Origin of the sequence: Micromonospora purpureochromogenes (assembly GCF_900091515.1) — a bacterium.
Classification (GTDB): domain Bacteria; phylum Actinomycetota; class Actinomycetes; order Mycobacteriales; family Micromonosporaceae; genus Micromonospora; species Micromonospora purpureochromogenes.
In genome coordinates this window covers 5,833,274-5,858,303 of record NZ_LT607410.1, presented here as the reverse complement: position 1 = coordinate 5,858,303, position 25,030 = coordinate 5,833,274, and the positions used below count along the sequence as shown (strand labels likewise).

General features: G+C 73.6%; 25 protein-coding genes and 1 pseudogene. 16 read left to right on the top strand and 10 right to left on the bottom strand.

Annotated elements, in window-relative coordinates; all coding sequences use genetic code 11:
* Positions 1-90 precede the first annotated feature (90 nt).
* The 4 genes and pseudogenes from GA0074696_RS32690 to GA0074696_RS30980 form a co-directional block, all read left to right on the top strand.
* Positions 91-498, top strand: a pseudogene (locus tag GA0074696_RS32690) (low temperature requirement protein A); the annotation flags it as partial.
* A complete protein-coding gene (locus GA0074696_RS32075) occupies positions 389-1,210 on the top strand; it encodes a low temperature requirement protein A (RefSeq protein WP_331716512.1) in 822 nt (273 codons plus the stop codon). The pseudogene GA0074696_RS32690 and the gene GA0074696_RS32075, both read left to right, overlap by 110 nt.
* 395 nt (positions 1,211-1,605) lie before the next feature.
* Positions 1,606-2,628 carry a DUF4331 family protein gene (locus tag GA0074696_RS26695; RefSeq protein WP_088963635.1) on the top strand — a complete coding sequence of 341 codons (1,023 nt, stop codon included), beginning with the start codon at positions 1,606-1,608 and terminating at the stop codon, positions 2,626-2,628.
* Between the two features lie 414 nt (positions 2,629-3,042).
* Positions 3,043-3,684, top strand: a complete 642-nt coding sequence (locus tag GA0074696_RS30980) for a hypothetical protein (protein WP_157746115.1) — start codon at positions 3,043-3,045, stop codon at positions 3,682-3,684.
* 109 nt (positions 3,685-3,793) lie between these two features.
* Here GA0074696_RS30980 and GA0074696_RS26690 read toward each other — a convergent pair whose 3' ends face one another.
* On the bottom strand, positions 3,794-4,375 hold the full coding sequence (locus tag GA0074696_RS26690; RefSeq protein WP_172894455.1) for a TetR/AcrR family transcriptional regulator: 582 nt from the start codon (positions 4,373-4,375) through the stop codon (positions 3,794-3,796).
* A 217-nt stretch (positions 4,376-4,592) separates the two neighbouring features.
* Between GA0074696_RS26690 and GA0074696_RS26685 the strand changes: the two genes are divergently transcribed.
* Positions 4,593-6,035: an MFS transporter gene (locus GA0074696_RS26685; protein WP_088963633.1), complete on the top strand. Its 1,443-nt coding sequence runs from the start codon at positions 4,593-4,595 to the stop codon at positions 6,033-6,035.
* A 129-nt stretch (positions 6,036-6,164) separates the two neighbouring features.
* Positions 6,165-6,884 carry a Clp protease N-terminal domain-containing protein gene (locus GA0074696_RS26680; protein ID WP_088963632.1) on the top strand — a complete coding sequence of 240 codons (720 nt, stop codon included), beginning with the start codon at positions 6,165-6,167 and terminating at the stop codon, positions 6,882-6,884.
* Between the two features lie 174 nt (positions 6,885-7,058).
* On the opposite strand, the gene GA0074696_RS26675 is transcribed toward GA0074696_RS26680, so the two are convergent.
* Together GA0074696_RS26675 and GA0074696_RS26670 are read right to left on the bottom strand one after the other, a co-directional pair.
* Positions 7,059-7,580: a hypothetical protein gene (locus GA0074696_RS26675; RefSeq protein WP_088963631.1), complete on the bottom strand. Its 522-nt coding sequence runs from the start codon at positions 7,578-7,580 to the stop codon at positions 7,059-7,061.
* Positions 7,581-7,694: 114 nt separating this feature from the next.
* Positions 7,695-7,895 (bottom strand): DNA repair protein, encoded by a 201-nt coding sequence (locus GA0074696_RS26670; RefSeq protein ID WP_088964827.1) that lies wholly within the window; start codon positions 7,893-7,895, stop codon positions 7,695-7,697.
* Positions 7,896-8,116: 221 nt separating this feature from the next.
* Between GA0074696_RS26670 and GA0074696_RS26665 the strand changes: the two genes are divergently transcribed.
* Both GA0074696_RS26665 and GA0074696_RS26660 read left to right on the top strand, forming a co-directional pair.
* A complete protein-coding gene (locus tag GA0074696_RS26665) occupies positions 8,117-8,779 on the top strand; it encodes a GNAT family N-acetyltransferase (protein WP_172894453.1) in 663 nt (220 codons plus the stop codon).
* A 332-nt stretch (positions 8,780-9,111) separates the two neighbouring features.
* Positions 9,112-9,468, top strand: a complete 357-nt coding sequence (locus GA0074696_RS26660; protein WP_088963629.1) for an STAS domain-containing protein — start codon at positions 9,112-9,114, stop codon at positions 9,466-9,468.
* A gap of 49 nt (positions 9,469-9,517) precedes the next feature.
* Here GA0074696_RS26660 and GA0074696_RS26655 read toward each other — a convergent pair whose 3' ends face one another.
* Entirely contained in the window at positions 9,518-10,969 is a 1,452-nt protein-coding gene (locus GA0074696_RS26655; RefSeq protein WP_088963628.1) for a glycoside hydrolase family 3 protein, read from the bottom strand.
* 153 nt (positions 10,970-11,122) lie between these two features.
* On the opposite strand from GA0074696_RS26655, the gene GA0074696_RS26650 reads away from it, so the two are divergent.
* A complete protein-coding gene (locus GA0074696_RS26650; protein WP_088963627.1) occupies positions 11,123-12,298 on the top strand; it encodes an ROK family transcriptional regulator in 1,176 nt (391 codons plus the stop codon).
* A gap of 127 nt (positions 12,299-12,425) precedes the next feature.
* On the opposite strand, the gene GA0074696_RS26645 is transcribed toward GA0074696_RS26650, so the two are convergent.
* A complete protein-coding gene (locus GA0074696_RS26645) occupies positions 12,426-13,439 on the bottom strand; it encodes an ABC transporter permease subunit (RefSeq protein WP_088963626.1) in 1,014 nt (337 codons plus the stop codon).
* Positions 13,436-14,455 (bottom strand): ABC transporter ATP-binding protein, encoded by a 1,020-nt coding sequence (locus GA0074696_RS26640; protein ID WP_088963625.1) that lies wholly within the window; start codon positions 14,453-14,455, stop codon positions 13,436-13,438. The genes GA0074696_RS26645 and GA0074696_RS26640 overlap by 4 nt, the downstream gene beginning before the upstream one ends.
* Before the next feature lie 93 nt (positions 14,456-14,548).
* Between GA0074696_RS26640 and GA0074696_RS26635 the strand changes: the two genes are divergently transcribed.
* Entirely contained in the window at positions 14,549-15,430 is an 882-nt protein-coding gene (locus tag GA0074696_RS26635) for an ABC transporter ATP-binding protein (RefSeq protein ID WP_172894451.1), read from the top strand.
* A 68-nt stretch (positions 15,431-15,498) separates the two neighbouring features.
* Complete coding sequence (locus tag GA0074696_RS26630) at positions 15,499-16,401, top strand: ribokinase (RefSeq protein ID WP_088964826.1); 903 nt, start codon at positions 15,499-15,501, stop codon at positions 16,399-16,401.
* Positions 16,402-16,459: 58 nt separating this feature from the next.
* Here GA0074696_RS26630 and ftrA read toward each other — a convergent pair whose 3' ends face one another.
* The gene (ftrA, locus tag GA0074696_RS26625; RefSeq protein WP_088963623.1) at positions 16,460-17,419 is read right to left on the bottom strand and encodes a transcriptional regulator FtrA; all 960 of its coding nucleotides are present in this window, start codon (positions 17,417-17,419) and stop codon (positions 16,460-16,462) included.
* Between the two features lie 72 nt (positions 17,420-17,491).
* On the opposite strand from ftrA, the gene GA0074696_RS26620 reads away from it, so the two are divergent.
* Entirely contained in the window at positions 17,492-17,950 is a 459-nt protein-coding gene (locus tag GA0074696_RS26620) for a rhodanese-like domain-containing protein (RefSeq protein WP_172894450.1), read from the top strand.
* A gap of 11 nt (positions 17,951-17,961) precedes the next feature.
* Here the strand turns inward: GA0074696_RS26620 and GA0074696_RS26615 are convergent, their stop codons facing one another.
* Positions 17,962-18,732, bottom strand: coding sequence for a hypothetical protein (locus GA0074696_RS26615; protein ID WP_088963622.1), 771 nt, complete (start codon positions 18,730-18,732; stop codon positions 17,962-17,964).
* Between the two features lie 114 nt (positions 18,733-18,846).
* Here GA0074696_RS26615 and GA0074696_RS26610 point away from each other — a divergent pair, with 114 nt between their 5' ends.
* Positions 18,847-20,352, top strand: a complete 1,506-nt coding sequence (locus GA0074696_RS26610) for an alpha/beta fold hydrolase (RefSeq protein WP_088963621.1) — start codon at positions 18,847-18,849, stop codon at positions 20,350-20,352.
* 48 nt (positions 20,353-20,400) lie between these two features.
* Here the strand turns inward: GA0074696_RS26610 and GA0074696_RS26605 are convergent, their stop codons facing one another.
* The gene (locus GA0074696_RS26605; RefSeq protein WP_088963620.1) at positions 20,401-20,883 is read right to left on the bottom strand and encodes a DUF6232 family protein; all 483 of its coding nucleotides are present in this window, start codon (positions 20,881-20,883) and stop codon (positions 20,401-20,403) included.
* 537 nt (positions 20,884-21,420) lie between these two features.
* Here GA0074696_RS26605 and GA0074696_RS26600 point away from each other — a divergent pair.
* A complete protein-coding gene (locus tag GA0074696_RS26600; protein ID WP_088963619.1) occupies positions 21,421-21,822 on the top strand; it encodes a nuclear transport factor 2 family protein in 402 nt (133 codons plus the stop codon).
* Here GA0074696_RS26600 and GA0074696_RS26595 read toward each other — a convergent pair.
* Entirely contained in the window at positions 21,768-22,289 is a 522-nt protein-coding gene (locus GA0074696_RS26595) for a DUF6232 family protein (RefSeq protein ID WP_088963618.1), read from the bottom strand. The two genes, GA0074696_RS26600 and GA0074696_RS26595, sit on opposite strands and share 55 nt — an antisense overlap.
* A 97-nt stretch (positions 22,290-22,386) precedes the next feature.
* Between GA0074696_RS26595 and GA0074696_RS26590 the strand changes: the two genes are divergently transcribed.
* Entirely contained in the window at positions 22,387-23,160 is a 774-nt protein-coding gene (locus tag GA0074696_RS26590; RefSeq protein ID WP_088963617.1) for an enoyl-CoA hydratase-related protein, read from the top strand.
* 121 nt (positions 23,161-23,281) lie between these two features.
* Positions 23,282-24,904: an acetolactate synthase gene (locus GA0074696_RS26585; protein ID WP_088963616.1), complete on the top strand. Its 1,623-nt coding sequence runs from the start codon at positions 23,282-23,284 to the stop codon at positions 24,902-24,904.
* The last annotated feature ends 126 nt before the right edge of the window (positions 24,905-25,030 follow it).

The window sequence follows — 25,030 nt, the reverse complement described above, 5'->3', positions numbered from 1 at the left end:
CTAGGGTTCCGCCTATCCGCGTCCGGAGGCCCTGACCGGCGTGGTACGACTGCGTCAATAGCGGCGCGAGGCGGACGAAAACGGCGGAAGATGACGGTCGGTGGCTTGCGTGGTCTGCTCCGTGGCCGCGAGGGGGAGCTCCTACTCGACCTGGTTTATGTCTTCGCGCTCACCCGGATCTCGGAGCGGCTGATCGTGGACTTCACCACACAGCGGCGGGTCGTTCTGCCAGAACTCGGTCAGACGGCGTTGTTGCTGCTGGCCCTCTGGTTGACCTGGGTCCGCGCGGCGATCGTGACCAGCGCCTTCGAGCCGCGAAGATGGGCGATCCGGCTCGTGCTCGTCTTGGTCATGTTCGGCAGCATGATCATGGCGGTTACGCTGCCCTTTGCGTTCGGCGATCGAGGCGTGGTCTTCGCGGTCACCTACGTCGCCATCCAACTCGGCAAGCCCCTCGTCCTCCTGCTCGCCCGGTACGACCTTGAACGGCACAGTCCCACGCGGGCACTCTGCTGGGCAGCGGCATCCGCCCTACCCTGGATCGCTGGGGCGGTCCTCTTCCCGCAGAGTCCCGCGCGCGGGGGTCCTGTGGACGCTGGCGTTGGTGCTGGACTACACGGGACTCATACTCGGCTGGCCCGTTCCGGGACTTGGCCGCACCCGTATCGAGGACTGGAAGCTCGCCGGCGAGCACCTCGCCGAGCGTTATCAGCAGTTCGTTGTCATCGCGCTCGGCGAGACGATCCTGCTCACGGGACTGACGTTCGCCGGGCAGTTCACCCCCGATCGGGTAGTGCCGAGCGTCGTGTCCTTCGCCACCACGATTCTGATGTGGCGAATCTACTTCCACCGCGCTGGGACGGTGTTGCCCGCCGCCATCGAGGCCATCCCCAGCCCAGCCCGCCTCGGTCGGGCTGAGTTCCACACCCACCTGCTCATCGTGACCGGCATCCTCGCCACCGGCGTCGGCCACGCACTGGTCATCCACCATTCGGTCCTACACGGGGACCCGCTGTGGCTCACCGTCATCCTGGGTGGGCCCGCGCTGTTCCTGGCCGGGCGGTCCCGTCTCGAGCACGAGGTGTTCGCCCGGGTTTCCGCGTCCCGGGTCATCGGACTTCTTGCGCTTGCCAGCTTGGCGCCGGTGATGGTCCGCCTGCCGCCGCTGATCGCTACCAGCACCGCAGCCACCGTGCTGGCCGGACCGTGACTATGGACATGCCTCTTGGTCCGCGGGTTCGGGGTTCGAGTCCCTGGCGGCGCACCGGTGATCAAGGCTCCGCCTGGTGGTTCTCCATCAGGCTGGAGCCTTCTTCGCGTCTCTGTGATGGTCTGGCTGCTTGGGAGCGGTGGGACCGTTCCGGCCGGCGGTGGACGCCGTGCAGTGATCGTGGACACGTGCACCCGCCTGCCTTACGCCAGCCACGTGTTTGAGGGCGGGTTCCGGACGCAGACACCGACGGCGGGTGTCATGTGGGCCCGTCGTCTCCTGCTGCGCGATGACGTGCCCAGCAAGGCATGCAAAAGGGCTCATAAGCCCTAAAAACAGAGCAAATGTCGCCTAGTCTCAGGGTGCCGTGCCCGGATCCCTCGAGGAGTCAGCCGATGTCGCACCATCTCGACACCCCGCTCGCCGCGCAGAACGGTCAGCTCTACCTGAACGACCTGTACGTCTTCGACGGCGAGCGCGGCACGGTCTTCGTCATGGACGTCAACAGCTCGGTGACCCGGGCCGACATCAAGCGTGGCTTCCACCACGAGGCGCGGTACGAGTTCAAGATTCACTTCAATGGCGCCGATCTCGAGGAGCTCACCTATCGGGTGGCCTTCGGTGAACCGGACGCCGACGGGCGGCAGGCGCTGACGCTGCACGCTCTGACCAGCACCGAAGCGCGCAGCGACGCGGCGACCGGCGAACTGCTCGTCCAGGGGCGAACCGGCGAGGTGGTGAGCAACGACGTCCTGCGGCTCTGGGCCGGCCGGATCACCGATCCCTTCTACATCGACCTGGACCAGCTCGCGACCGTCAACGACGCCTTCAAGAACGGCGCCGAGCTGGACCGCTCGAAGTGGCGACCGGAGAACGCGAAGAACAGCTTCGCCGGCACCACCGTCGAGTCGATCGTCCTCGAGGTGTCGCACGACGAGCCGATGCTGCGCGACGGGTCGCAGATCGGCGTCTGGTGCACCACGAAGCTGGCGACGGACGCCGGCGGATGGCGGCCGATCAACCGGGCCGGCCACCCTATGATGTGGCCGATCTTCTGGCCGACCGACACCGATTTCTCCGACCCCGCCAACGTCCGGCACCCCTGCGACGACCTGAAGGCGGACGGCGAGAACATCGCCTCGACCGTCGCGCGGGTGGTCGCCGCGAACGGCACCGCTCCCGATCCGAACGCGTACGGCTGGAGCGTGGCCCGGCAGGTCTACCCCGATCTGCTGTCGTACCGGGTCGGGACGCCGGCGAACTACGGCTTCGCCGTGCGGAACGGGCGCACGATGCTGGACAACGCCCCGGAGGTGATGTTCTCCCTGGTGCTGAACACGGGGATGACCTCGGGTCTGACCGCGGACGTGACCCAGGGGGCCCGCTCCAGCACGTTCCCCTACGTGGTGGCCACCTGACGCGGTGGTCGCACGCCGGAGGTCGCGCCGCACGGGACCGGGTCGGAGCTGCGGGTCAGCGCAGGGTGGCGGCGGACGTAGTCCGTCGAGGGCGACGCCCAGCACCCCTTCGTAGCCGGACCAACTGTTGCACGACCGCGCGACGGTGGCCGTCCAGGTCCACCCAATCTGGTGGAACAAGCAGGCCCACCTCAGCGGGGGCAGCCCTCCCGTGGCGGTTCGAGACCCGCCGAGACGCCGGCGGCCGGCGGGTGTGGGCGCCGACCTGCCGCCGTGGTGCGGTGTGCACGTCCGGGCAGACGCCTGCCGTTGACCGCTACCGGCCGAGAAGGTCAAAAACATCGAATTGGGCATGCTGGGGGTCGGTGCCCACTAGCCTTCTCCAATGTGCCTGATCGCCGCTGAGGAGATTCGATGCCGAAGGAACGACTGAGCCTTGACGCCCTGCTTGAAACGCAGGGTGCGATCCGTGGAAGTGTCGAATCCGTCCCCGGCTCCAGCGACCAGGTGCGGGTCACACCCGTGCAGTCCGGCAATGGATGTGCCTGCGGCCGGAGCATCGTCATTGCCAAGAATGAGATCGAGGCGGTGACCGTCACCGACGAGGTGCGGGACTGCTGTGGCAAGCGACTTCCAGTGGTCGAGATTTCTTTCGTCAACGAGACGGTCGCTTCTGTGTTCCAGCAGGTCCACGCGTCGGCGGTGCACCGACGGACCCCGCCGCCTTCGCCGCCGCCGGGGCACTTCGCGGCACCTTCCGCCGTTGCCCGCCGTCCCTACTTTGCTCCGACCCGTCCGCTCGCGTATGGCCGGAATCCTTGGCCAGCGCCCGGGTTTGGCTCGCAATTCATGGACGTCTCGCCGTCCGGATTGATGTGGGAAGACGACCCGTATGGCACTTCACGATGCAATGCGGCTTGGCTCAATTGCAAGGCGGCGTGTGCGGATAATTCGCGGGAGAATCCGAACTATGACTGGTCAGGTTGTAGTTGGGAGTGCGATCGCATCTTTGCCGGATGTAATGCTGAAGCAATCGACAAGTGGCCGGGGTGGTGAAGTCGCGAGCGGCTCGGACTCGCAAGGCGTCGGGGCCGTTCTGCCCGCGAGGGTGTGCTTGGACCAGCGACCGTACCGCGCTGGGGCCGCCGTCAGCATCGAGCTCGCGTCAGCGCAGGCTGGTTGGCGGGCGTAGTCCGTCGAGGGCGACGCCCAGCACCCGTTCGCGCTGCTCCGGCTCGGGGAACTGGGCCATGGTGAGGCCGCTGAGCAGCCGGACCACGTCGTCGAAGCTGATGTCGGCGCGGACCGCCCCGGCGCCCTGGGCGCGGCGCATCAGCGGCTCGCCCGCGGTGTAGATCTCCGTGCGGCAACTCCGGAAGATCTCGGAGTCGTGCAGCAGTTCCTCGGCCAGGGCCCGCTTGGTGGCGACGTAGCCGACGAACCGGTGCAGCCAGGCGACGAGCGCGTCCCACGGGGGCAGGTCGGCCAGGTCGGCGGCGGAGCGACTCAGCGCCCGGACCTCCTCGACGTAGACGGCTTCGAACAGGGCCTGCCGGGTGGGGAAGTTCCGGTAGAGGGTGCCGATGCCCACCCCGGCGCGCCGGGCCACCTCTTCGAGCGAGGCGGACGCTCCGTTCTCGGCGAAGGCCTCGCGCGCGGCCGCGATCAGCGACTCGTAGTTGCGCCGGGCGTCGGCCCGCTTGGGGCGCCGTGCGAAGACGTCGGGTTTCTGTCCCGCGCTGGCCATGACGTGCGTCACCTCACCTCGGTTGCAACCGGAGGCACCCCTCCGCTAGCTTAGTGGAGGCACTCCTCCGGAACTGTCCGGAGCCATGCCTCCGCTTAGCTTACCTCCCCGGGCACACGGCGCCGATCCCGCCGAACAGGCGACCGGCGCCGCCCCGAAGCCCTGACGAGCGCACCTGCCCGTCGTCCTCTCCGTACGCGGAATTGGAGTTTCCCGCATGACAGAGACCGTCCGTCGCGGCTCCCGCCGGCTCACCTTCCTCGTCCTGGCGGCCGGCACCGGGTTCTTCGCGATGCTCCAGTCGCTGATCACCCCCGTGCTGCCGACCATCCAGCACGACCTGCACACGTCCCAGAACACCGTCACCTGGGTGCTGACGGCCTACCTGCTCTCCGCGTCCATCTTCACGCCGATCCTGGGCCGCGTCGGCGACATGGTGGGCAAGGAACGGATGCTCGTCGTCTCCCTCGGCGCGCTTGCTCTCGGCTGCCTGCTGGCCGCCGTCGCGCCGAGCATCGGCGTGCTCATCGTCGCCCGGATCGTCCAGGGTGTCGGCGGCGCCGTCTTCCCGCTGTCGTTCGGGATCATCCGCGACGAGTTCCCCGCCGCGCGCGTCTCCTCCGCGGTGGCCGCCATCTCGGCGATCGTCGCGGCCGGGGGCGGCCTGGGGGTCGTGCTCGCCGGCCCGATCGTCGGCGCCCTCGACTACCGGTGGCTGTTCTGGATCCCGATGGTCGTCGTCGGGCTGACCGCCGTCGCCGCGTACTTCGTCGTGCCGGCGTCGCCGGTGCGTACCCCCGGCCGGATCGACTGGCGGGCCACCCTGCTGCTGTCCGGCTGGCTGGTCGCCCTGCTGCTGCCGATCAGCAAGGGCGTCGCCTGGGGCTGGACCTCGGCTCGGGTGATGGGCCTGCTGGCGCTCGCCGCGGTGCTGCTGTCCGGTTGGCTGGTCGCCGAGATCCGCTCCAGCAACCCGCTGATCGACATGCGGATGATGCGTCTGCCCGGAGTCTGGACGACCAACCTGGTCGCCCTGCTCTACGGCGCGTCCATGTTCTCCGTCTACGCGTTCCTGCCGCAGTTCGTGCAGACCCCGACGGTGGCCGGCTACGGCTTCGGCGCGACCGTCACCCAGGCCGGCCTGCTGATGCTGCCCATGCTGGTCGGCATGTTCGTTGCCGGCCTCCTCGCCGGCCGGCTGGAGTCGCGCTTCAGCGCCAAGGCGCAGCTCGCCACCGGCGCGGCCTTCAACGTGCTCGCCTCCGCGATGCTGACGGTCGCGCACGACACCCGCTGGGAGATCGGGGTGGCCGGCGCCCTCGTCGGCCTCGGCATCGGGCTGGCCTTCGCCTCGATGGCCAACCTCATCGTCGGCACCGTCCCGGCCGGGCAGACCGGGGTGGCGACCGGCATGAACGCCAACATCCGCACCATTGGCGGCGCCGTCGGCGCGGCCGTGGTCAGCGGCGTGATCACCGCCCACCCGCAGGCGAACGGGCTGCCCCGGGAGGCCGGCTTCACCCTGGGCTTCCTGGTCCTCACCGGGCTGGCCCTGGCGGCCGCGGTGGCGGCGCTCGCCGTCCCGTCCGGGCGGCGCGCGTCGGCCGACCGCCGGCCGGCCCCCGTGCCGGAGCTGGTGACGGTCCCCGCGGGCCGCTGATTCGCCCGGCGCACGCTCGGCCGCGCGCCCCCGTCCGGACGGGGGCGCGCGGCCTGCCGCGTCCGTGGACCGACGGTAGATCGTCAACTTGTCGTTGACGACGAAGGCTCGTCAACCTATGGTTGACGCATGACGGATCCCATCCAGATGGCCAACCCGGTACGCCTCGACGACCTCATCCAGGCCATCAAGAAGGCCCATCCCGACGCGCTCGACCAGCTCAGCGACGCGGTCATCGCGGCCGACCACCTGGACGAGCTGGCCGACCACCTGATCGGCCACTTCGTGGACCAGGCCCGGCGCTCCGGTGCCTCGTGGACCGAGATCGGCAAGAGCATGGGGGTCAGCAAGCAGGCCGCCCAGAAGCGCTCGGCCGCGAAGGTCGACGCGGCCGCCGCCCTCGACCCGAGCGCCGGCTTCGGCCGCTTCACCCCGCGGGCCCGCAACGTGGTCATGGCCTCGCAGAACGAGGCCCGCGCCACCGGGCACGCGGAGATCCGCGCCGAGCACCTGGTGCTGGGGCTGCTGGCCGAGCCGGAGGCGCTGGCCGCCAAGGCGATCGTCGAGGAGGGCGTGTCGCTGGACGACGTGCGGCAGGCGGCGACGGCGGCGCTCCCGCCCCCCGCCGACCAGGTGCCCGACCTGATCCCCTACGACGCGCAGGGCAAGAAGGCCCTCGAACTGACCTTCCGGGAGGCGCTGCGCCTCGGGCACAACTACATCGGCACCGAGCACATCCTGCTCGCCCTGCTGGAACTGGAGGACGGCTCGGGCGTGCTCTCCGGGCTGGGACTGGGCAAGGACGGTGTCGAGGAACGGATCATGGCCGCCCTGGCGCTGTACCGGTGACCCTCGCGGGGGACGCGATGTCCCCCGCACCGGGGAGTTCCCGCCCTCCGGATGTCGGCAGAGTCCCAGATGGACCGTCCCATTGTCGCGCCCGGCCGGCGCGGGGGTGGTGACGGTCCGTCGGTGGCCGGGGCGCGGCACGGGGGGACGCCCCGGCCATCGACGGGTACGGGGTCAGGCGACGGCGACGGGGAAGCCGTAGCGGGCGGCGTGCTCCGGGTCGGTCGGGTCGACCTGCCGGATGCCGGCGTCGGCGAGGCGCTTGTTCACCTCGTCCAGCTGCTCGCGGACCAGTCGGGCCTCCTCCTCGGTGACCCGGCCGCGGTGCGGCCGGCCGGCGTGCTCGATGGTGCCGTAGTCGATCTTTTCCGCGCTCTTGCGCGCCTTCGGCGGGCGTACCCGTTCGGCGGTGCGCAGCAGTTGGGCCATCGGTACGTCGGTGGCCATCGCGTCGAACTCGCTGGCGGTCAGCACCACCCGGCGCGGCTCGCCGCCGCCGTGCCGGTCGTGGATCTCCACCACCGCCACGTCCAGCGCCGCGTCGTCGATGCTCTCCACCTCGATCGGGGTGGCGTCCAGCTGCACGGGCCCGGCCACCAGGTCAGGGTGCTCCAGCACGACGACCTTGACCACCTCGTCGTCGGCCCGCAGTACCGTGCCACTGAAGTCGGAGACGTGGATCGTCTTCTTGCCCATGCGCGGAGCTTCTCCTGTCGTAGGCCGAGTTTCGGACCACAAGACGCTACCCGACAGGTGTGCGAAAGCCCCGGCTGGACGCCCCGGGTGTGTCGCCGCTTTCTCCGGCGCGGGTCAGCGGGCGGTGAGGCCCCGGCGGGAGGAGACGCCCGCGGGAAGGCTGTTGAGGTCGCCCCAGGAGAGCGCGGCGTTCACCCCGCGCCCGGTCCGCGCCTCCCGGTACGGCGCTTGGGCCGGAAATCGCCCGGCGGCCTCGGCCGCCCGCCAGATCCTCGCGGTGTCCTGCTGGTACCGGTCATTCGGCTGATTCGGCATGACCATTACCGTCCCAAAAGAAGTTGTACATGTATGGAAATGAATATGACGGTCGATCGATGTCTCGGGTTCCCGGGCATCGGCCTCACTCGGTACGTCTACCCGGGCGGTCAGGCCGTCAACCGGCCCACGTCCGGCGCAACGTGCGGTCGGCCCGGCCGGCACGGCGTACGGTGATCACGACGAGGTGGTCGTACCCGAGCGGGCGAGGGAGGTGTCCGGTGCTCGACCGCCGGCTCTACCTGCACCTGGTCACCTGGCTGGGCCAGTGGCCGGCCGGCCCCGGCCTGCACGTCGTCGGCTCCCGCCGGCGCGGGCGACCGGCCTGGGACGGGCGGCTGCGACCGGCGATCGCCGTGCAGTCCGCCGGCAGCACCGTGCTCTCGGTGCCGCCGGAGCGGGTGGAGGCGATCCGCGCGCTGGCCCGCGGGCCGGAGGCCGAACTGCTCGCGGCGCTGCCCGCCGCCGTCGGCCAACCGGACTGGATGCTGGCCGACGACGTCTTCCGCTGGTGCCTGGACCCGGCCCCGCTGCCCGAGGTGGGGCAGTGGGTCCCACCGACCGACTCGGCGTTCCCGCCCTGGCTGCGGCTGTTCGACCGGGAGGTGCTGGTGGTCCGGGACGCCGACGGCGGCTACCTCGCCGGTGTCGGGATCAAGCGGCACGACAAGCACGGACACGAGCTGGCGGTGGGTACGGCGCCGGCCGCGCGTGGCCGGGGCCTGGCCCGCAAGCTGGTCGCCCAGGCCGCCCGGCGGGTGCTCGACGAGGGCGCCGTCCCGACGTACCGGCATGATCCGGCCAACGTCGCCTCCGCCCTGGTGGCCGACGCGGCCGGCTTCCCGGACCGGGGCTGGCGATCGTACGGCGTCTATCCCCGCTGACCGCGCCGTGCCGCGTTGTGGTGGCAGGGCGCGGACCGTGGATTCCGGGCCGAATCCACGGTCCGCAGCCTTCCCCCAGGCCCTCTGTGCGTCGGCGGACCCGCCGACCGGTCCCGCTGATGGTGACGCTACGTACGGATCGGCCCGTGAGCAAGAGGTAACCGACCGTTTCGGCGTGTCCAGTAGTGGACTTGAGCTGCGGCAAGAGTCGTCGACCCGGTGGGCGGCGATGGTGACGGAGCGTGCGGGGCGGGGCGGGCGGCGGACCGGGTCCGGGCTGTCGCGCCGTCCGGCGGGTATCGTCGTGCCGCGACGGCGGCGAGGAGCGGGACATGCGGGTGGACAGGCGGCACGAGGACGGCGGGCGGATCGTGCTGCGGCCCGTCGGCGACCTGGACATCGCCACCGCCGCCGTGGTGCAGGACGCTCTGGACGCCGCCCTCGACCTGCCGGACACGGTGGAGCTGGTGGTGGACCTCGCCGAGGTGCCCTTCCTGGACTCGACCGGGGTCGCCGCCCTGCTGCGCGGGGCCGCCGAGGCCGTCGGTCGGGGTGCCAGGTTCCGGGTGGTCGACCCGCAGCCGGTGGTGGCCCGGGTGCTGCGGATCACCGGCGTCGACAGCCTGATCGGGCTCGCGCCCCGGCACCAGAGCCCGTCCGCCGTCGACCCCGACGCCCCTGCCGCCTAGCTGTAGCGCCCCGGCCACCGCTGGCCGGCGGCAGCGCCGCAACCAGGCCTCAGCCGATCAGCCCCAGCGCCTCCGCCGCCGCCCGGCCGTTGGCGTGGCTCGCCCCGTAGGTGGTGACGAAGGCGCGTACGCCGGTCGGCCGCCAGCGCCCCGGCCAGCCCATCTCCACCACGGTCACCGGGTACGCGGCGGCCAGCGCGTCGACCAGCGCGGCGCCGCCGGGCAGCCGGTGCAGGTGCCGCCCGACCAGCACGATCGGCCGGCCGTCGGCGAGCCGCCCCAGCGCGGCGGGATCGGTCTCGGTGGCGACGACGCGTACCTCCTCCAGGCCGTCCAGGTGCGGGCCCAGACCCCAGGGCACCCGCCCCTCGGCCATGGTGGCGGTGGCGTGCAGCTGCACCACCAGCGGCCGGGCCAGCCCGTCGACCACGCCCTCGACGCGGACCGCCCGGCGCGCGGCGGCGTACCCGAGGTCGGTGGGGATGGTCGGCGGGATGCCGGCGGCCCGGGTCCAGGCGGCGAGCGCGGCGGTGCGGTCGGCCGCCTCCTCGACCCGGGCGCGGTCCAGCCGGCCGTCGCCGATCGCCGCGACGATCTCGCCGGCCACGTGCTCGACCAGCGCGGCGTCGACCTTCGCGCCGATGCAGAGCAGGTCCGCGCCGGCGGCCAGCGCGCGCACGGCGGCCGGGCCGACCCCGCCGGCGGCCAGCGCGGCGCCCTGCATCTCCAGCGCGTCGGTGATCACCGTGCCGGTGAAGCCGTACTCGCCGCGGAGCAGGTCGACCAGGACGGCCCGGCTGAACGTGGCCGGCCCGTCCCCGGTCAGCGCCGGCACCCGGATGTGCGCGGTCATCACGGCCCGGGTGCCCGCCTCGACGACCGCCGCGAACGGCGGCAGGTCGCGCTCGCGCAGCAGGGCCGGGGACACGTCCACGGTGGGCAGCTCGTGGTGCGAGTCGGCCACGGTGGCGCCGTGCCCGGGGAAGTGCTTGGCGCAGGCGGCGACCCCGACCGACTGGAGACCCTCGACGGCGGCGGCGGAGTGCGCGGCGACCCGGGCCGGATCGGCGCCGAACGACCGGGTGCCGATCACCGGGTTCTCGTCGGCGGTGTTGACGTCGACGGTCGGGGCCAGGTCGACGGTGATGCCGAGGGCGGCCAGCTCGGCGCCGATGGCCGCGTAGACCCGGCCGGTGAGCGCGGTGTCGTCGACCGCGCCGAGCGCCGCGTTGCCCGGGTACGGGCTGCCGGTGGCGTGCGCCAGCCGGGTGACGTCGCCGCCCTCCTCGTCGATGGCGATCAGCACGTCCGGCCGGCCGGTGCGCAGCGCGAGGGTGCTCGCGGCCACCTGCGCGGGATCGTGGACGTTGGTGCCGAACAGGGTGTGCCCGGCCAGCCCCTCGGCGACCAGGTCGACGGCCCACTGCGGCGGCACCGGCCCCGGGTACGCGGCGAGCAGCGTGCCCAGCGCGAGCCGGCGCAGTCCTGGATCCAGCCCCACGTGTCTTTCCCCCTTCGGTGCCGGACGGCACGAGTGTCGCACCGGGAGCGGTCGGTCGTCCGAGTTCCCGGGTACGGGGTGGCCGATACGCTACGGGCACCCGCCCGCAGGTCGATTCGGTTGGCGAAGTTTACGGAAACCAGAGGACGTGGCATGAGTGCGACCCGGCTGCCCGGCACACCCCGCCTGTTGCGGGCGCTCAACGACCGAGCGGCACTGGAGCTGCTGCTCGAACGGGGCCCGCTGACCCGGGCCCGGCTCGGCGAGCTGACCGGCCTGTCCAAGGTCACCGCCTCGCAGCTGGTCGAGCGGCTGGAGGAGCGCGGGCTGGTCACCCGGGTCGGTGAGCAGGCCGGCGGGCGGGGCCCGAACGCCCAGCTCTACGCGGTACGCCCGGGCAGCGCGCACGTGGTCGGGGTGGACGTCGGCGCGGAGCGGGTGGTGGCGGCCTGCGCCGACATCACCGGAGCCGTCATCGGCCGGGTGGAGCAGTCCACCCGGGACACCGACGACCCGGTCGGCGTGGTGCACAACGCCGTGGTGCGGGCGGCGAGCAGCGCCGGCGCGGAGCTGTCCAGCGTGCGGCGGGTGGTGCTGGGCACCCCCGGCCTGGTGGACCCGGGCACCGGCGACATCACCTTCGCCTTCAACCTGCCGCGCTGGCACCGCGGCCTGCTCGCCGCGCTCCGCGAGGACCTGCACACCCCGGTGGTCTTCGAGAACGACGTCAACCTCGCCGCCGTCGCCGAGGCGCAGTCCGGCGCGGCCCAGGGGCTGGCGGACTTCGTGCTGGTCTGGGTGGGCGCCGGCGTCGGTCTGGCGATCATGCTGGGCGGGCGGCTGCACCACGGCAGCACCGGCGCGGCTGGTGAGATCGGCTACCTGCCGGTGCCCGGGGTGCCGATCCCGCGCGACGTCTCCCGCCGGGCCAAGCCGGCGTTCCAGCAGCTCGCCGGGGCGGACGCCGTTCGCGCGGTGGCCCGTGAGCACGGCTTCGACGCCGGCTGCGCGGCCGACGCGGTGCGCGACGCCGTCGCCGCCGGTACGGCCGGCGCCCCGATGCTCGACGAGCTGGCCCGGCGGCTGGCCCTCGGCGTGGCCAGCACCTGCGTGGTGCTGGACCCGCCGCTGGTGGTGCTCGCCGGCGAGGTCGGGCAGGCCGGCGGGGCGGCGCTGGCCGAGCGGGTGCAGCAGGAGGTCGCCGCGATCACGCTGGTCCGGCCCCGGGTGGTGCCGACCGGGCTGACCGAGGAGCCGATCCTGCGCGGCGCGCTGCGTACGGCGCTGGACGCCGTCCGGGACGAGGTCTTCGGGTCGACGGTCGGCTGACCCCCGTCGCCGTACGCCACCCGCCATGTGAAGGAATTCTTCACCACCGGCCCGACCTCGGCAAGATCCTGCCGAGGCCGGGCCGGTGGGCGCCGTCGTCGTGCCGGGCGCCCGGCCCGACGACCGCTCAGATCAGGTCGCGCCGGCGGAACACCGCGAACGCGGCCGCCGTCACCGCGCCGGCCAGGGCCACCAGCACCAGCAGCGCCGGGGCCCAGGTGATCGTGTACGTGCCGTCGCAGAAGCCGAAACCGGTCGAGTTCCGGCAGACCTGGTCGTCGTAGAGCTCCATCCGGCCGTTGAGCCAGGCACCGATGTAGGTGGAGAGCATCAGCTGGTCCGGTCGGGCCACGTCGAGGATCTCGAACACCAGCCGCGCGCCCAGCTCCCAGACCACCGCGTACGCGGCCACCGCGCCGAGCGCCGCCGAGGTGTGCCGGCCCAGCGTGGCGATGCCGAAGCCCAGCGCGGTGGCGAGCAGCACCAGCACCAGGCCGCGCCCGTAGCGGCCGCCCAGGTCCTGCCAGAACGCCGCGTCCAGCCGGCCCGGCAGCCCGGCGGCCTGCGCGATCGTCCAGAACGTGCCGAGGTAGACCACCGTCGCCACCAGCGACAGCAGCGTCACCACCCCGAGCAGCGTGCCCAGCTTCGCGCCGAGCACGGTGAGCCGGCGCGGCCGCCACAGCAGCAGGTTGACCACCCCGCCGGAGTTCAGGTCGGCGCCGATGTAGGAGGCCCCGACCAGGAAACCGAAGAGCACCAGGAAGGCGATCAGGAAGTAGAGCAGCGGACCCGCCTGCTGGCCGAAGACGAAGACGCCGGAGAGGTAGTCGGCGACCACCGGCAGTTGGTCCCGGAGCACCGGGTCCACCTCGCTGCAGTCGGCCGGCAGGTAGCTGTTCTCGTCGACCGGCAACTCGCCCGCCTTGACCTTCAGGCAGTACTGATGGTCGGCCTCCATGCCGCGGATCACCTGGGCGAGCTGCGCCTCCGCCGCGGCGACCTCGCTCGCCGACGGCTGGTGCGACCCGACCAGGGTGGTCGCCGTGGTGATGGCGAAGGCCAGGGCCAGCAGCACCAGCATCAGCTGGACGAAACGGCGGGCGGCGAGCCGCTCCGCCTCGGCACGGACGAGGTTCACGCCTGCACCCCCCGGCCGGCGGTCACGTCGATGTCGATCATGGGTGCGTCAGGTCCCTCCCCGGGCAGGGCGGCCTCGCCCACCTGCCGCGGCAGTGTCGGATGTGGTGGGGTGCCGGTCAGCTCCAGGAAGACGCTCTCCAGGTCGGGGCGGATCGGGGTCAGCTCGCGTACCCAGACGCCCTGCTCGCCCAGCGTGCGGGCGATCAGCTCGGGATCCTCCGCGCCGGTGACCACCAGCCGCCCGTCGTGGTCGGTGACCGACAGGCCGGCCGCCCCCAGCAGGTCGGCGGCCCGGCCCGGCTCCGCCACCCGTACCTGCCACTCGTGCTGGTCGTAGCCGGCCAGCACCTCCTCGACCCGGCCCGCCGCCACCCGGCGACCCCGGGAGATGATCGTGACGTGGTCGCAGATCAGCTGGATCTCGGCCAGGATGTGGCTGGAGACCAGCACCGTCACCCCCGCCTCGGCCAGCGACCGCATCAGGTCCCGCATCTCGCGGATGCCGGCCGGGTCCAGCCCGTTCGCCGGCTCGTCCAGGATCAGCAGCTCGGGATCCTTGAGCAGGGCGGAGGCCACCGCCAGGCGCTGCTTCATGCCCAGCGAGTAGCCCTTGACCCGGTCCTGGCCGCGGTCGCGCAGCCCGACCTGCTCCAGCACCTCGTCGACCCGGCCGGTCGGCACCCCGCCGGCCAGCGCGAGCAGCCGCAGCGTGCGGTGACCGGTGAAGTTTCCGAAGAACTGCGGGCTCTCCACGATCGCGCCGACCCGGCCGGCCACCCGGGCCAGCTGTTCCGGCGCGGGGGCGCCGAGCACGCTCATCCGGCCGCCGTCGGCGCTCACCAGGCCCAGCAGCGCGCGCAGGGTGGTGGTCTTGCCGGAGCCGTTCGGGCCGAGGAACCCGTGCACCTGCCCCGCCTCGACCACCATGTCGAAGCCGTCCACCGCGACCCGGCGCCCCTGCCGCAGCGTGTGGAACGTCTTGTGTAGGCCCTCGATCTCGACGACCGCGCTCATCCGCAGCGCTCCTGACCTCGATCGGGCATGTGACGTCCTCCGGAGATGGTGACCAACGACACGGGGCCTCACCCTAAGGCGAGGCCGCCGCCCATGGGGGGCACCCCGCGGGCTGCGTGGTTGGATGGAGCGGTGACTGGTGACCTGATCCCCGGCGCCGCCGGCGCCCCCGCCGCCCCCGCACCCGTGGACGAGGATCTGGTGGTCAGCCTCGACGGTGTCGGCGTCCGGCGCTCCGGCACCGCGCTGCTGCACGACGTGGACTGGCGGGTCGAGCTCGACGAGCGCTGGGTCGTCCTCGGCCCCAACGGCGCGGGCAAGACCACCCTGCTCAACCTGGCCGCCGGCCGGCTGCACCCGACCAGCGGCACCGCGCACGTGCTGGGCGAGCGGATCGGCCGCACCGACGTCAACGAGCTGCGGATGCGCATCGGCCTCTCCACCTCCGCGCTGGCCGAGCGGGTATCCGCCGAGGAGCGGGTCAGCGACGTGGTGGTTACCGCAGCCTGGTCGGTGGTCGGCCGGTGGCGGGAGAGCTACGACCGCACCGACGAGTCCCGGGCCCGCGCGCTGCTCGGGCAGCTGGGTGTCGGGCACCTCGCCGAGCGGGCGTACGGGACGCTCTCCGAGGGCGAGCGCAAGCGGGTGCAGATCGCCCGCGCCCTGATGACCGACCCCGAGCTGCTGCTCCTCGACGAGCCGGCCGCCGGGCTCGACCTGGGCGGGCGCGAGGACCTGGTGGCCCGGCTGGCCGAGCTGGCGTACGACCCGGACGCCCCCGCCCTCGTCCTGGTCACCCACCACGTCGAGGAGATCCCGCCGGGCTTCACCCATGCGCTGCTGCTGCGCGAGGGCGGGGTGGTCGCCCAGGGGCTGCTCGCCGAGACGCTCAGCGGCGACAACCTCTCCAAGACCTTCGGCCTGCCGCTGGTGGTCGAGCGGCGCGGCGAGCGGTACACCGCCCGGGCCGCCTGAGCCGGCCGGCTCCCGGCCGACGGCTGGTCCTAGACTCGCCGCAACGTGCAGGTCGGCAGGAGGTCGTGGTGCGGCAGACCCGGGTCGTCGTGGTGGGCAGCGCGAACATGGACCTCGTGGGCACCGGCCCGACGCTGCCGCGGCCCGGGGAGACCGTGCTCGGCAGCGACTTCGTGACGGTGCCCGGCGGCAAGGGCGCCAACCAGGCGATCGCCGCGGTCCGGGCCGGCGCGTCCTGCGCCTTCCTCGGCGCGATCGGCTCCGACGCCTTCGGCGTCACCCTGCGCGCCCGGATCACCGCCGCCGGGGTGGACACCGGCCAGCTGCGGGTGGTCTACGGCGCGTCCGGGGTGGCGCTGGTCATGGTCAACGTCGTCGGGGAGAACGCCATCCTGGTGACCCCCGGCGCCAACACCGCCTTCACCGGCCTCACCGGTGGCGAGCTGGACGCCGTACGCGGGGCAGACGTGCTGGTCGCGCAGCTGGAGATCCCGGTCGAGACGGTGACCGCCGCGGCGCTGGCGGCCCGGGAGGCCGGCACCCGGGTCATCCTCAACGCCGCGCCGGCCCGGCAGGTGCCGGCCGAGCTGCTGGCCGCGGTGAACCTGCTCGTGGTCAACGAGCCGGAGGCACAGGCGCTCACCGGCCGGGGCCGGGACGAGCCGCGGGCGCTGCTGGAACTGGTGCCCCGCGCGGTACTGACCCTCGGCGGCGAGGGCGCCTGGTACGGCGACCGGGACGGCGCGGACGTGCACGTGCCGGCGGTCCAGGTGGACGTCGTCGACACCACCGCCGCGGGCGACGCGTTCACCGCCGCGCTGGCGGTGGCCTGGGGCGAGGGCCGGGAGGTGCTGGACGCGGTGCGCTGGGCCGCGGCGGCCGGCGCGGCCTGCGTACGCCGGCTCGGCGCCTCGGTGGCGCTGCCCCGGCGGGACGAGATCGACGCGCTCTACGCCCCGCCGGCCGGCTGACACCACCCACCCGCGACCCCGGCCGCCCCGGAGCGCCCGGTCAGCCGCGACCGCCAGGTCAGGTGGCGTCGCGGGGGAACGCCCGGCGGTACGCCGACGGCGAGGTGCGCATCGCCCGGCCGAAGTGGTGCCGGTAGGTGACCGCGCTGTCGAACCCGACCGACCGGGCCACCTCGGCGACCGGCAGTCCGGTCGACTCCAGCAGCACCAGGCTGGCCCGCACCCGCTGGTCGATCAGCCAGCGGATCGGGCTGGTCCCCGCGGCCCGGGCGAACTGCCGCAGGTAGGTGCGGGAGGACATGTGCGCCTGCCGGGCCAGCCGCTGCACGGTCAGCGGCTCGGCGAGGTGGGCCAGCGCCCAGTCCATGCTGCGGGCGATCCGGTCGTCGCCCGGGTCGGCCGGCACCGGCGCCTCGATGAACTGCGCCTGCCCGCCGTCGCGGTGCGGCGGGATCACCAGCCGCCGGGCCACCGCGTTGGCGATCGCCGCGCCGAAGTCCCGGCGGACGACGTGCACGCAGAGGTCCAGGCCGGCGGCACTGCCGGCGCTGGTCAGCACGTCGCCGTCGTCGAGGTAGAGCACGTCCGGGTCGACCTCGACGCGCGGGTACCGCCGGGCCAGCAGGTCGGCGTACCGCCAGTGGGTGGTGGCCCGCCGGCCGTCGAGCAGGCCGGCGCCGGCGAGCGCGAACGCCCCGGAGCAGATCGACATGATCCGCGCGCCGGCCCGGTGCGCCCGGCGCAGCGCGGTGACCAGCTCCGGTGACGGGTCGGCGGTCACGTCGGGCACGCCGGGGACGATCACCGTCCCGGCCCCGGCCAGCATGTCGAGGCCGTACGGGGTGTGCAGGGCGGCGCCGCCGACCACCGGAACCGGGCCGGGGCGTTCCGCGCAGACGGTCAGCGCGTACCAGTCGACGTCGAACTCGGGGCGGGGCAGCCCGAACACCTCGGTGACGATGCCGGTCTCGAAGACCGACATCCCCGGGTACGCCAGCACGGCCACCGTACGGGTCATGGCGGGATATTAGCGGAGGACGTCGTTCCCGCCACTCCCGCCGGTGGCGGTGGCCGACCCAGGATCGGAGGCATGTCGTACACGCTCTCGGTGCCGCCGGCCGACCCGGCCGCCGCCGCCGCCCACTTCCTCGACCGGCTGAGCTTCGAGACCGACGTCAGCGACGTGCACGCCGACCTGACCGCCCGGGTGTCCGGCCTGGTGGTGGTGGACTCACGGGGGCCGGACGCCTGGCGGCAGGGGCACCTGCCCGGCGCGGTGCACCTGCCGACGGCCGAGATCGCCACTCGTGCCGCCGGGCTGGTGCCGGCCGGCGCGGCGGTGGTCACCTACTGCTGGGGGCCGGGGTGCAACGGCGCCACCCGGGCGGCGCTGGAGTTCGCCCGCCTCGGCTACCGGGTCAAGGAGATGCTGGGCGGCTACGAGTACTGGGTCCGGGAGGGGCTGCCGGTGCGTACCCCGACCGGGGAGACCCGCCGGCCGGTCGACGACCTGACGGCTCCGCGCACGGCCGTCCGCTGCGACTGCTGACCCCCGGCCGGTCAGTCGGTCGGGTCGTCGGTGAGGCGCTCGCCGCGGCGGCGCAGCATGTTGAGGCCGGGGATGCCGGCGACGGCGAGCTTGAGGTCGCGGGTGACGTCGAGCAGGTCGTGCAGGTCCGGGCCGACCCGGTCCAGGGTGGCCAGGATCGGCAGGATGTCGGCGGTCAGGTGCTCCTTGAGCTTGGGCAGCTCGTCCACCAGCCGGATCGCCGCGGTCACCTCCTCGTGGCTGAGCTGCTCGATGAAGCGGGTCGCCATCGGCGCGGCCCGGCGCAGCGCCGGCTCGTACGCCGCCATCAGCTCGCCCGCCGTGGCGGTGGCCTGCTCGGCGGCGACGATCGTGCCCGCGGCCCGGCCGGCCACGGCGTCCGCCTCGGCGACCACCGTGCCGGCCGCCCGGGCCACCCGCTCGGCCTCCCCGACCACCACGGCCGCCGCGCCGGACACCTGCTCGGCCTCGCCGACCACCACGGCGGCCGCCGCGGCGACCTCGGTGGCGGTCTCGATCGCGGTGGTCGCCGCCGCGCTGATCACCGCCACCTCGCGGACCGCCGCCTCGGCGTCGGTGAGTACCCGGTCGGTCCGGTCCAGGGTGCCCTCGATCCGGTCCACCACCCCGTTGATCCGGGCCAGCAGCGCCTCCACCCCATCGAGCACCGCGAACGCGCGGGCCGGCACGGCGGCGAACGAGGCGGCCGAGCCGAACGCCTGGTCGAGGGCGGAGCGGGTGAGGCCGACGACCGCGGTCGGCCGGGGGAGGGGGATAGCCATGTGACCAGTGTGCGTCGGCCCGGCCACCGGCGCCCGACGGCGCGGTCCCGGTCACTGCCCGGCTCAGCGTCGCGCGGGCACCGGCCCGCGCGCTCGGGCGATAGGGTGCCCGGCATGTCGGTCCGCCCCCTCGGCGCCACGCCGGTCGCCGGCCGGGTCGCGGTCCTCGCGGTCCTCGCCGCGCTCGCCCTGGCGTTCGGCGGGTACGGGCTGGCCCGGGCCGACGGGGGGCTGACCACTCGACGGGCGACCGTCGACGGGGTGCCGTTGACCGAGGTGCGGGCCGCCGGCGTGGCGGGCCGCCGACCCGGCGTGGTGATCGCCCACGGGTTCGCCGGCTCGGCCCGGCTGATGCGTCCGATCGCCGACACGGTGGCCCGGCAGGGCGCGGTCGCGCTGCTGCTCGACGTCGCCGGGCACGGCGCCAACCCGGCCCGGCTGCCCGGCGCCGGGCGGGACGCCGCCGACTCCCGCGCCACCCTGGAGCACGACCTGTCCGTCGCCGTCGCGTACCTGCGTTCCCGGCCGGACGTCGACCCGGCGCGGATCGTCCTGGTCGGACACTCGATGGGCGCCGGCGCGGTCATCCGCTACGCCGCCGGCCACCCGGACGTCACCCGCACCGTCGCCATCTCGCTGCCCGACTCCGGCGACCTGCCCGACGGCCGGCCGGACGGGCTGCTGCTGATCGTCGGCGGCGCGGAGTTCCCCGCCTTCCGCGACACCGCCGAAACGACGTCCCGCCGGGGGGTCGGGCGGCGGCTGGTGGTCGTACCCGGCGTCGAGCACATCTCGGTGCTCTTCGCCGGTCGTACCCATGACGAGGTCGCGGCGTGGGTGGGTGGCGGTGGAGATCCGCCGCGACCCCTCGCGCGGCTGGCGCCGGCCGGGTTGCTGCTGTTCGGGTTCGGGCTCGGCTTCGTCCCGCTGGCGATCCTGCTGCTCGGCCGCCGGCCCCGGCCGTCCCGGCGGGCCGCCCCGACCCCCGTGGTGCTGGCGGTGGCGGCGTCCGCCGCCGGCCTGGGTGCGCTGGTCGGCGCGCTGGCGCCGACCACCCGGCTCCCGCTCGCGGTGGGCGGCCACGTCACCGGTTTTCTGCTGGTGACCGGCGTACTGCTGGCCGCCGCCGCGCGGTGGTGGCCGCTGCCCGCCGCCACCGTGACCCCGGTCCGGGCGACCGCGCCGGTCGCCCGCCGCGCGCCGGTGCGGTCCGTGATCGCCGCCGTCCTGCTCACCGGGTACGCGGTGACCGCCGTCGCCGTCCCGATCCACCTCGGGTTCACCTCGGCGCTGCCGGTCGGCGACCGGTGGTGGTTGCTGCCCGTGGTGGCCGCCGCCTGCCTGGTCTTCCTCACCGGCGCGGAGCTGGCGACGGCCGGCCGGAGCTGGCGGTACGCGGCCGTCGGCGGGATCGCCGTGCTGGCCCTGACCGCCTTGGCCCTGGTGGGGCTGGCACCCGGGTTCGTGCTGCTGGTGGTGCCGCTGTTCGCGGTGCTGGTCGGCTGGCAGGCGGCCTGGGCGGCGGTGCTGCGTCGGGCTGGCGCGCCCCGGTGGCTGCCGGCCCTGGTCGGTGCGGCGCTGCTGGCCTGGCCGATGGCCACCACCCTGCCGTTGAGTTGAGTCGCCGCCGGGTCGCCGGGTGGGCGGCGGCCTCGGCACGACGGGTGGTCATCGGTGCTCCCCCTGGTGTTCGACGGCGCGCTGCACGGCCCGGTAGATCTGCCCGAACCGTAAGGCGTCCGGGGTGCGCACCAACATCACCTCCTGCCCGTGGTGCTGCACCCACAGCTCGTGCACCCGGTTGCCGCGCTCGTAGGAGCGGTCCAGCCAGCTCAGCGGCAGCTCCAGGAACGGGGTCAGGGCCAGCGCGCCGACCGCGCAACCGGCCACGATCACCAGCGCCAGCTTCCAGTTGCCCCGGTCCTGCGCCGACCAGGCCAGCGAGATCACGCAGACCAGCGCCACCAGTGGTGGCAGCGAGAGCAGCAGCACGAGTACGCCGCGGCCCAGCACCCGCCCCCGGACGGCCAGCGTCGTCGCACCCCGCGCGTGCCAGACGTACGTCACGTCGGCGATCCGGACCGCCTGCCCACCGGCCCGGATCGACTCCGAGGTCACCTGGACGGTGTCGTCCCGGTAATAGAGGGTCATCACTAGACCCTAACCATCCGTGGACCGGACCGGCCCCCGTCGCTCCGGCAGCCGGTCGCCCCTCCGGTCCGCGCGTCCGCCCGGGGTCCAGGGTGCCCTGCTGGACGCTGTCGAGCTGATGTCGTCAACGACTCACCCGGCCGGGCATGCCCGGCGTGCGGTGCGGTGTCGAGCCGTGTCTGCAACGGTGGCGAGTCCGGCCTTCGCGCAACGCACGACGAATGGCTCGACGTCGACGAGTGGAACGTCATGGGTGTCGAAAGGCGGCGGTGACACCCGTGGGGTTCCACCGGTGGCCCGAACCGGTGGCGCAGGGGGGAGTGGGGGGGGAGGCTCGGGGACGGTGGGTTGTGGGCAGTGGAGGGGCACCACTGCGGCTGAGTCGTTGACGACATCAGCTCCACAGCGTCCGAGGGGGCGCCCGCCACCGCCGGGAGCCGGCACGGGGCCCAGTGCTCAAGGGAGCGCGGACCGGGGGAGCGGCGGCGTCGCCGGCGGGACGGCGGGAAGGGGCCGGGCGGCGTACCGTGCGGGCGCATGGTCGACAGCGAGCGCAACGTCGAGGTGGTCCGCCGGTACCTGCGCACGTTCGTCACCCGGGACCTGGCCGAGCTGCGGGCGGTGGTCGCCGAGGACGTGGAGATCTACGGGTCCGGCCGGGCCGTCCGGGGCCGGCACTTCGTCGAAGGGGCCGTCGCCGCGCCGGGGCTGACCGTGCTCGACCAGGAGATCCGGGAACTCTTCGCGGCGGGCGACCGGGTGGTCGTCTCGATGGCGCAGACCTACCGGCGGGACGCCACCGGCGCCACGGCCGTGCAGAGCGCCTGCAAGATGTACCGGTTGGCCGGCGGCCGGATCGTTCAGTTCTGGGGCGAGCAGGATCTCTACGGCCTGCTGCGGGGGCTGGAGATGGTGCCCGACGGGCCGATCGAGTTCTGAGGGCCGAGCATCGGGCGGCGGCTCTCCATCGCCCGCTGCACCGCCCGGTAGACCTGGCCGAAGCGCAGCGCGTCACCGGTGCGCAGCAGCAGCACCGGCCGGCCCCGCCAGCGGGCCCACATCTCCCACTGCCGACTGCCCCGGGCGTACGAGCGGTCGAGGTGTTCGAAGAGGAAGTCGGCGAGCGGGCCGACGGCGAGCCCGACCAGCACCGAGGCGCCCACGATGGCGACGGTGACGGTGAGCGAGCGGTGCAGCCAGACGGCCAGCGCCACCCCCAGCACGGCGGCGACCAGGGGGCCGGCCAGCGCCACGCCCAGGGCGCCGCGTCCGGCGAGCACCCGCCACGAACGGCTGCCCCGCTGGTGCCAGACCATGCCGATCTCGGCGAGCGGGAAGGTGCGCCCGTCCACCCGGATCGCGGTGGAGGTGACCTGCACCGACCTGTCGTCGTAGTAAGTGATCATGGCGGTACTCCCGGTGGCGGGGCTGACACCAGCCTACGTACCCCAACGACCGGGCCGTAAGGTTGGCACGCGACTTCGACGAGGAAGTGAGGGCAGCGTGAGCGAGTTCGTGCGGCTGGAGACCAAGGACGGCATCGGCACCATCCGGCTGGAGCGGCCGCCGATGAACGCGCTCAACACCCAGGTGCAGGAGGAGTTGCGCGCCGCGGCCGCGGCGGCCACCGCCGACGCCGGCGTCCGCGCCGTCATCGTGTACGGCGGGGAGAAGGTCTTCGCCGCCGGCGCGGACATCAAGGAGATGGCCGACATGTCCTACGTGGACATGGCGGAGCGGGCCGCGGACCTGTCCAGCGCCCTCGGCGCCATCGCCCGGATCCCCAAGCCGGTGGTCGCCGCGATCACCGGGTACGCCCTCGGCGGCGGCTGCGAGCTGGCCCTGGCCTGTGACTGGCGGGTGGTGGCCGAGGACGCCAAGCTCGGCCAGCCGGAGATCAAGCTCGGCATCATCCCCGGCGCCGGCGGCACCCAGCGGCTGGCCCGCCTGGTCGGCCCGGCCCGCGCGAAGGATCTGATCATGTCCGGCCGGATGGTGGACGCCCAGGAGGCGCTGCGGATCGGCCTGGCCGACCGGGTCGCCCCGGCCGCGCAGGTCTACGACACGGCCGTCGAGCTGGTGACGCCGTACCTGACCGGCCCGGTGCAGGCGTTGCGCGCGGCGAAGCTCGCCGTCGACGGCGGCCTGGACATGGACCTCAACTCCGGTCTGGCCTGGGAGAGCCAGCTCTTCGCGGCGCTCTTCGCCACTGACGACCGGCGCGAGGGCATGGCCGCCTTCGTGGCGAAGCGCAAGCCGGACTTCACCGGCCGCTGACCGTCGGCCCGGGCCGGCGACCCGCGTGGTCGCCGGCCCGCCCAGGTGAACCGAGAAGTGTTCACATCTTCCGTACCGGCCAGTAGCCTGTGACACCGGTCATGTGACGAGGGGAGCGGCGATGACGGAACGGGTCGAGGGCCACGGCGGGGAGCTCGCGCTGGCGGCGCTGCGCGCCAACGGCGTACGGGAGATGTTCACCCTCTCCGGCGGGCACGTCTTCCCGCTCTACGACGCCGCCCACAAGCACGGGTTCCCGATCTACGACGTGCGGCACGAGCAGTCGGCGGTGTTCGCCGCCGAAGCGGTGGCCAAGCTCAACCGCCGTCCCGGCCTGGCCGTGCTCACCGCCGGCCCCGGCGTCACCAACGGCGTCTCCGGGCTGACCAGCGCGTTCTTCAACGCCTCTCCGGTGCTGGTGCTGGGCGGGCGGGCGCCGCAGTTCCGCTGGGGCTCGGGCAGCCTCCAGGAGATGGACCACCTGCCGCTGGTCGCCCCGGTCACCAAGCACGCCGAGACGGTGTTCAGCACCGACGACATCCCGCGCGCCGTCACCGCCGCCCTGACCAGCGCGCTCACCCCGCACCGGGGCCCGGCCTTCCTGGACTTCCCGCTGGAGGCGGTCTTCAGCGTCGGCGACGCCGAGCTGCCCGCGCCGGTCGCCGTCGCGCCGGTCGAGCCGGACCCGGACGAGGTGGCCCGCGCCGGCCGGCTGATCGCTGGCGCGCAGCGCCCGGTGTTCATCGCCGGCTCCGACGTGTACGCCGGCGACGCGGTCGCCGCCCTCCGCGAGGCCGCCGAGGCGCTCGGGGTGCCGGTCTTCACCAACGGCATGGGACGCGGATCGCTGCCGCCGGAGCACCCGCTCGCCTTCGCCAAGGCCCGCCGGGTCGCCCTGAAGAACGCCGACGTGGTCGTCGTCATCGGCACCCCGCTGGACTTCCGGCTCAGCTTCGGCGACTTCGGCGACGCGGCGGTGGTGCACATCGTCGACGCCCCCAGCCAGCGGGCCGGGCACGTTCAGCCCGCCGTCAGCCCCGCCGGCGACCTGCGGCTGATTCTCTCCGCGCTGGCCGGGCAGAGCGGCGACCGGGTCGACCACGCCGACTGGATCGCCCAGCTGCGCACCGCCGAGGACGCCGCGAAGGCCCGCGACGCCGAGGAGATGGCCGCCGACACCGACCCGATCCGGCCGGCCCGGGTCTACGGCGAGCTGCGCCGGGTGCTCGCCCCCGACGCGATCACCATCGGCGACGGCGGCGACTTCGTCTCGTACGCCGGCCGCTACCTGGAGCCGGCCCAGCCGGGCACCTGGCTCGACCCCGGTCCGTACGGGTGCCTGGGCACCGGCATGGGCTACGCGATGGGCGCCCGGGTCAGCCACCCGGACCGGCAGATCTGCGTGCTGATGGGCGACGGCGCGGCCGGCTTCTCGCTGATGGACGTGGAGTCCCTGGTCCGGCAGCGGCTGCCGGTGGTCATCGTGGTCGGCAACAACGGCATCTGGGGGCTGGAGAAGCACCCGATGCGGGCCATGTACGGCTACGACGTCGCCGCCGACCTCCAGCCGGAGCTGCGCTACGACAAGGTGGTCGAGGCGCTGGGCGGGGCCGGCGAGACGGTGGCCAAGGCCGCCGACCTCGGGCCGGCCCTGGCCCGCGCCTTCGACGCCGGGGTGCCGTACCTGGTCAACGTGCTCACCGACCCGACGGATGCGTACCCGCGCTCGTCGAACCTGGCCTGAGCACGACGTCGCGACCGCCGCAGCCGGGTGACCGGCGGCGGCGGTCGCGTTCTGTCAGCAGCTAAATCAGCGGAATGTCAGCGGCCGTCGTCGTAACGTCAGACCCCTCGCGCATCGTTGGGCGAC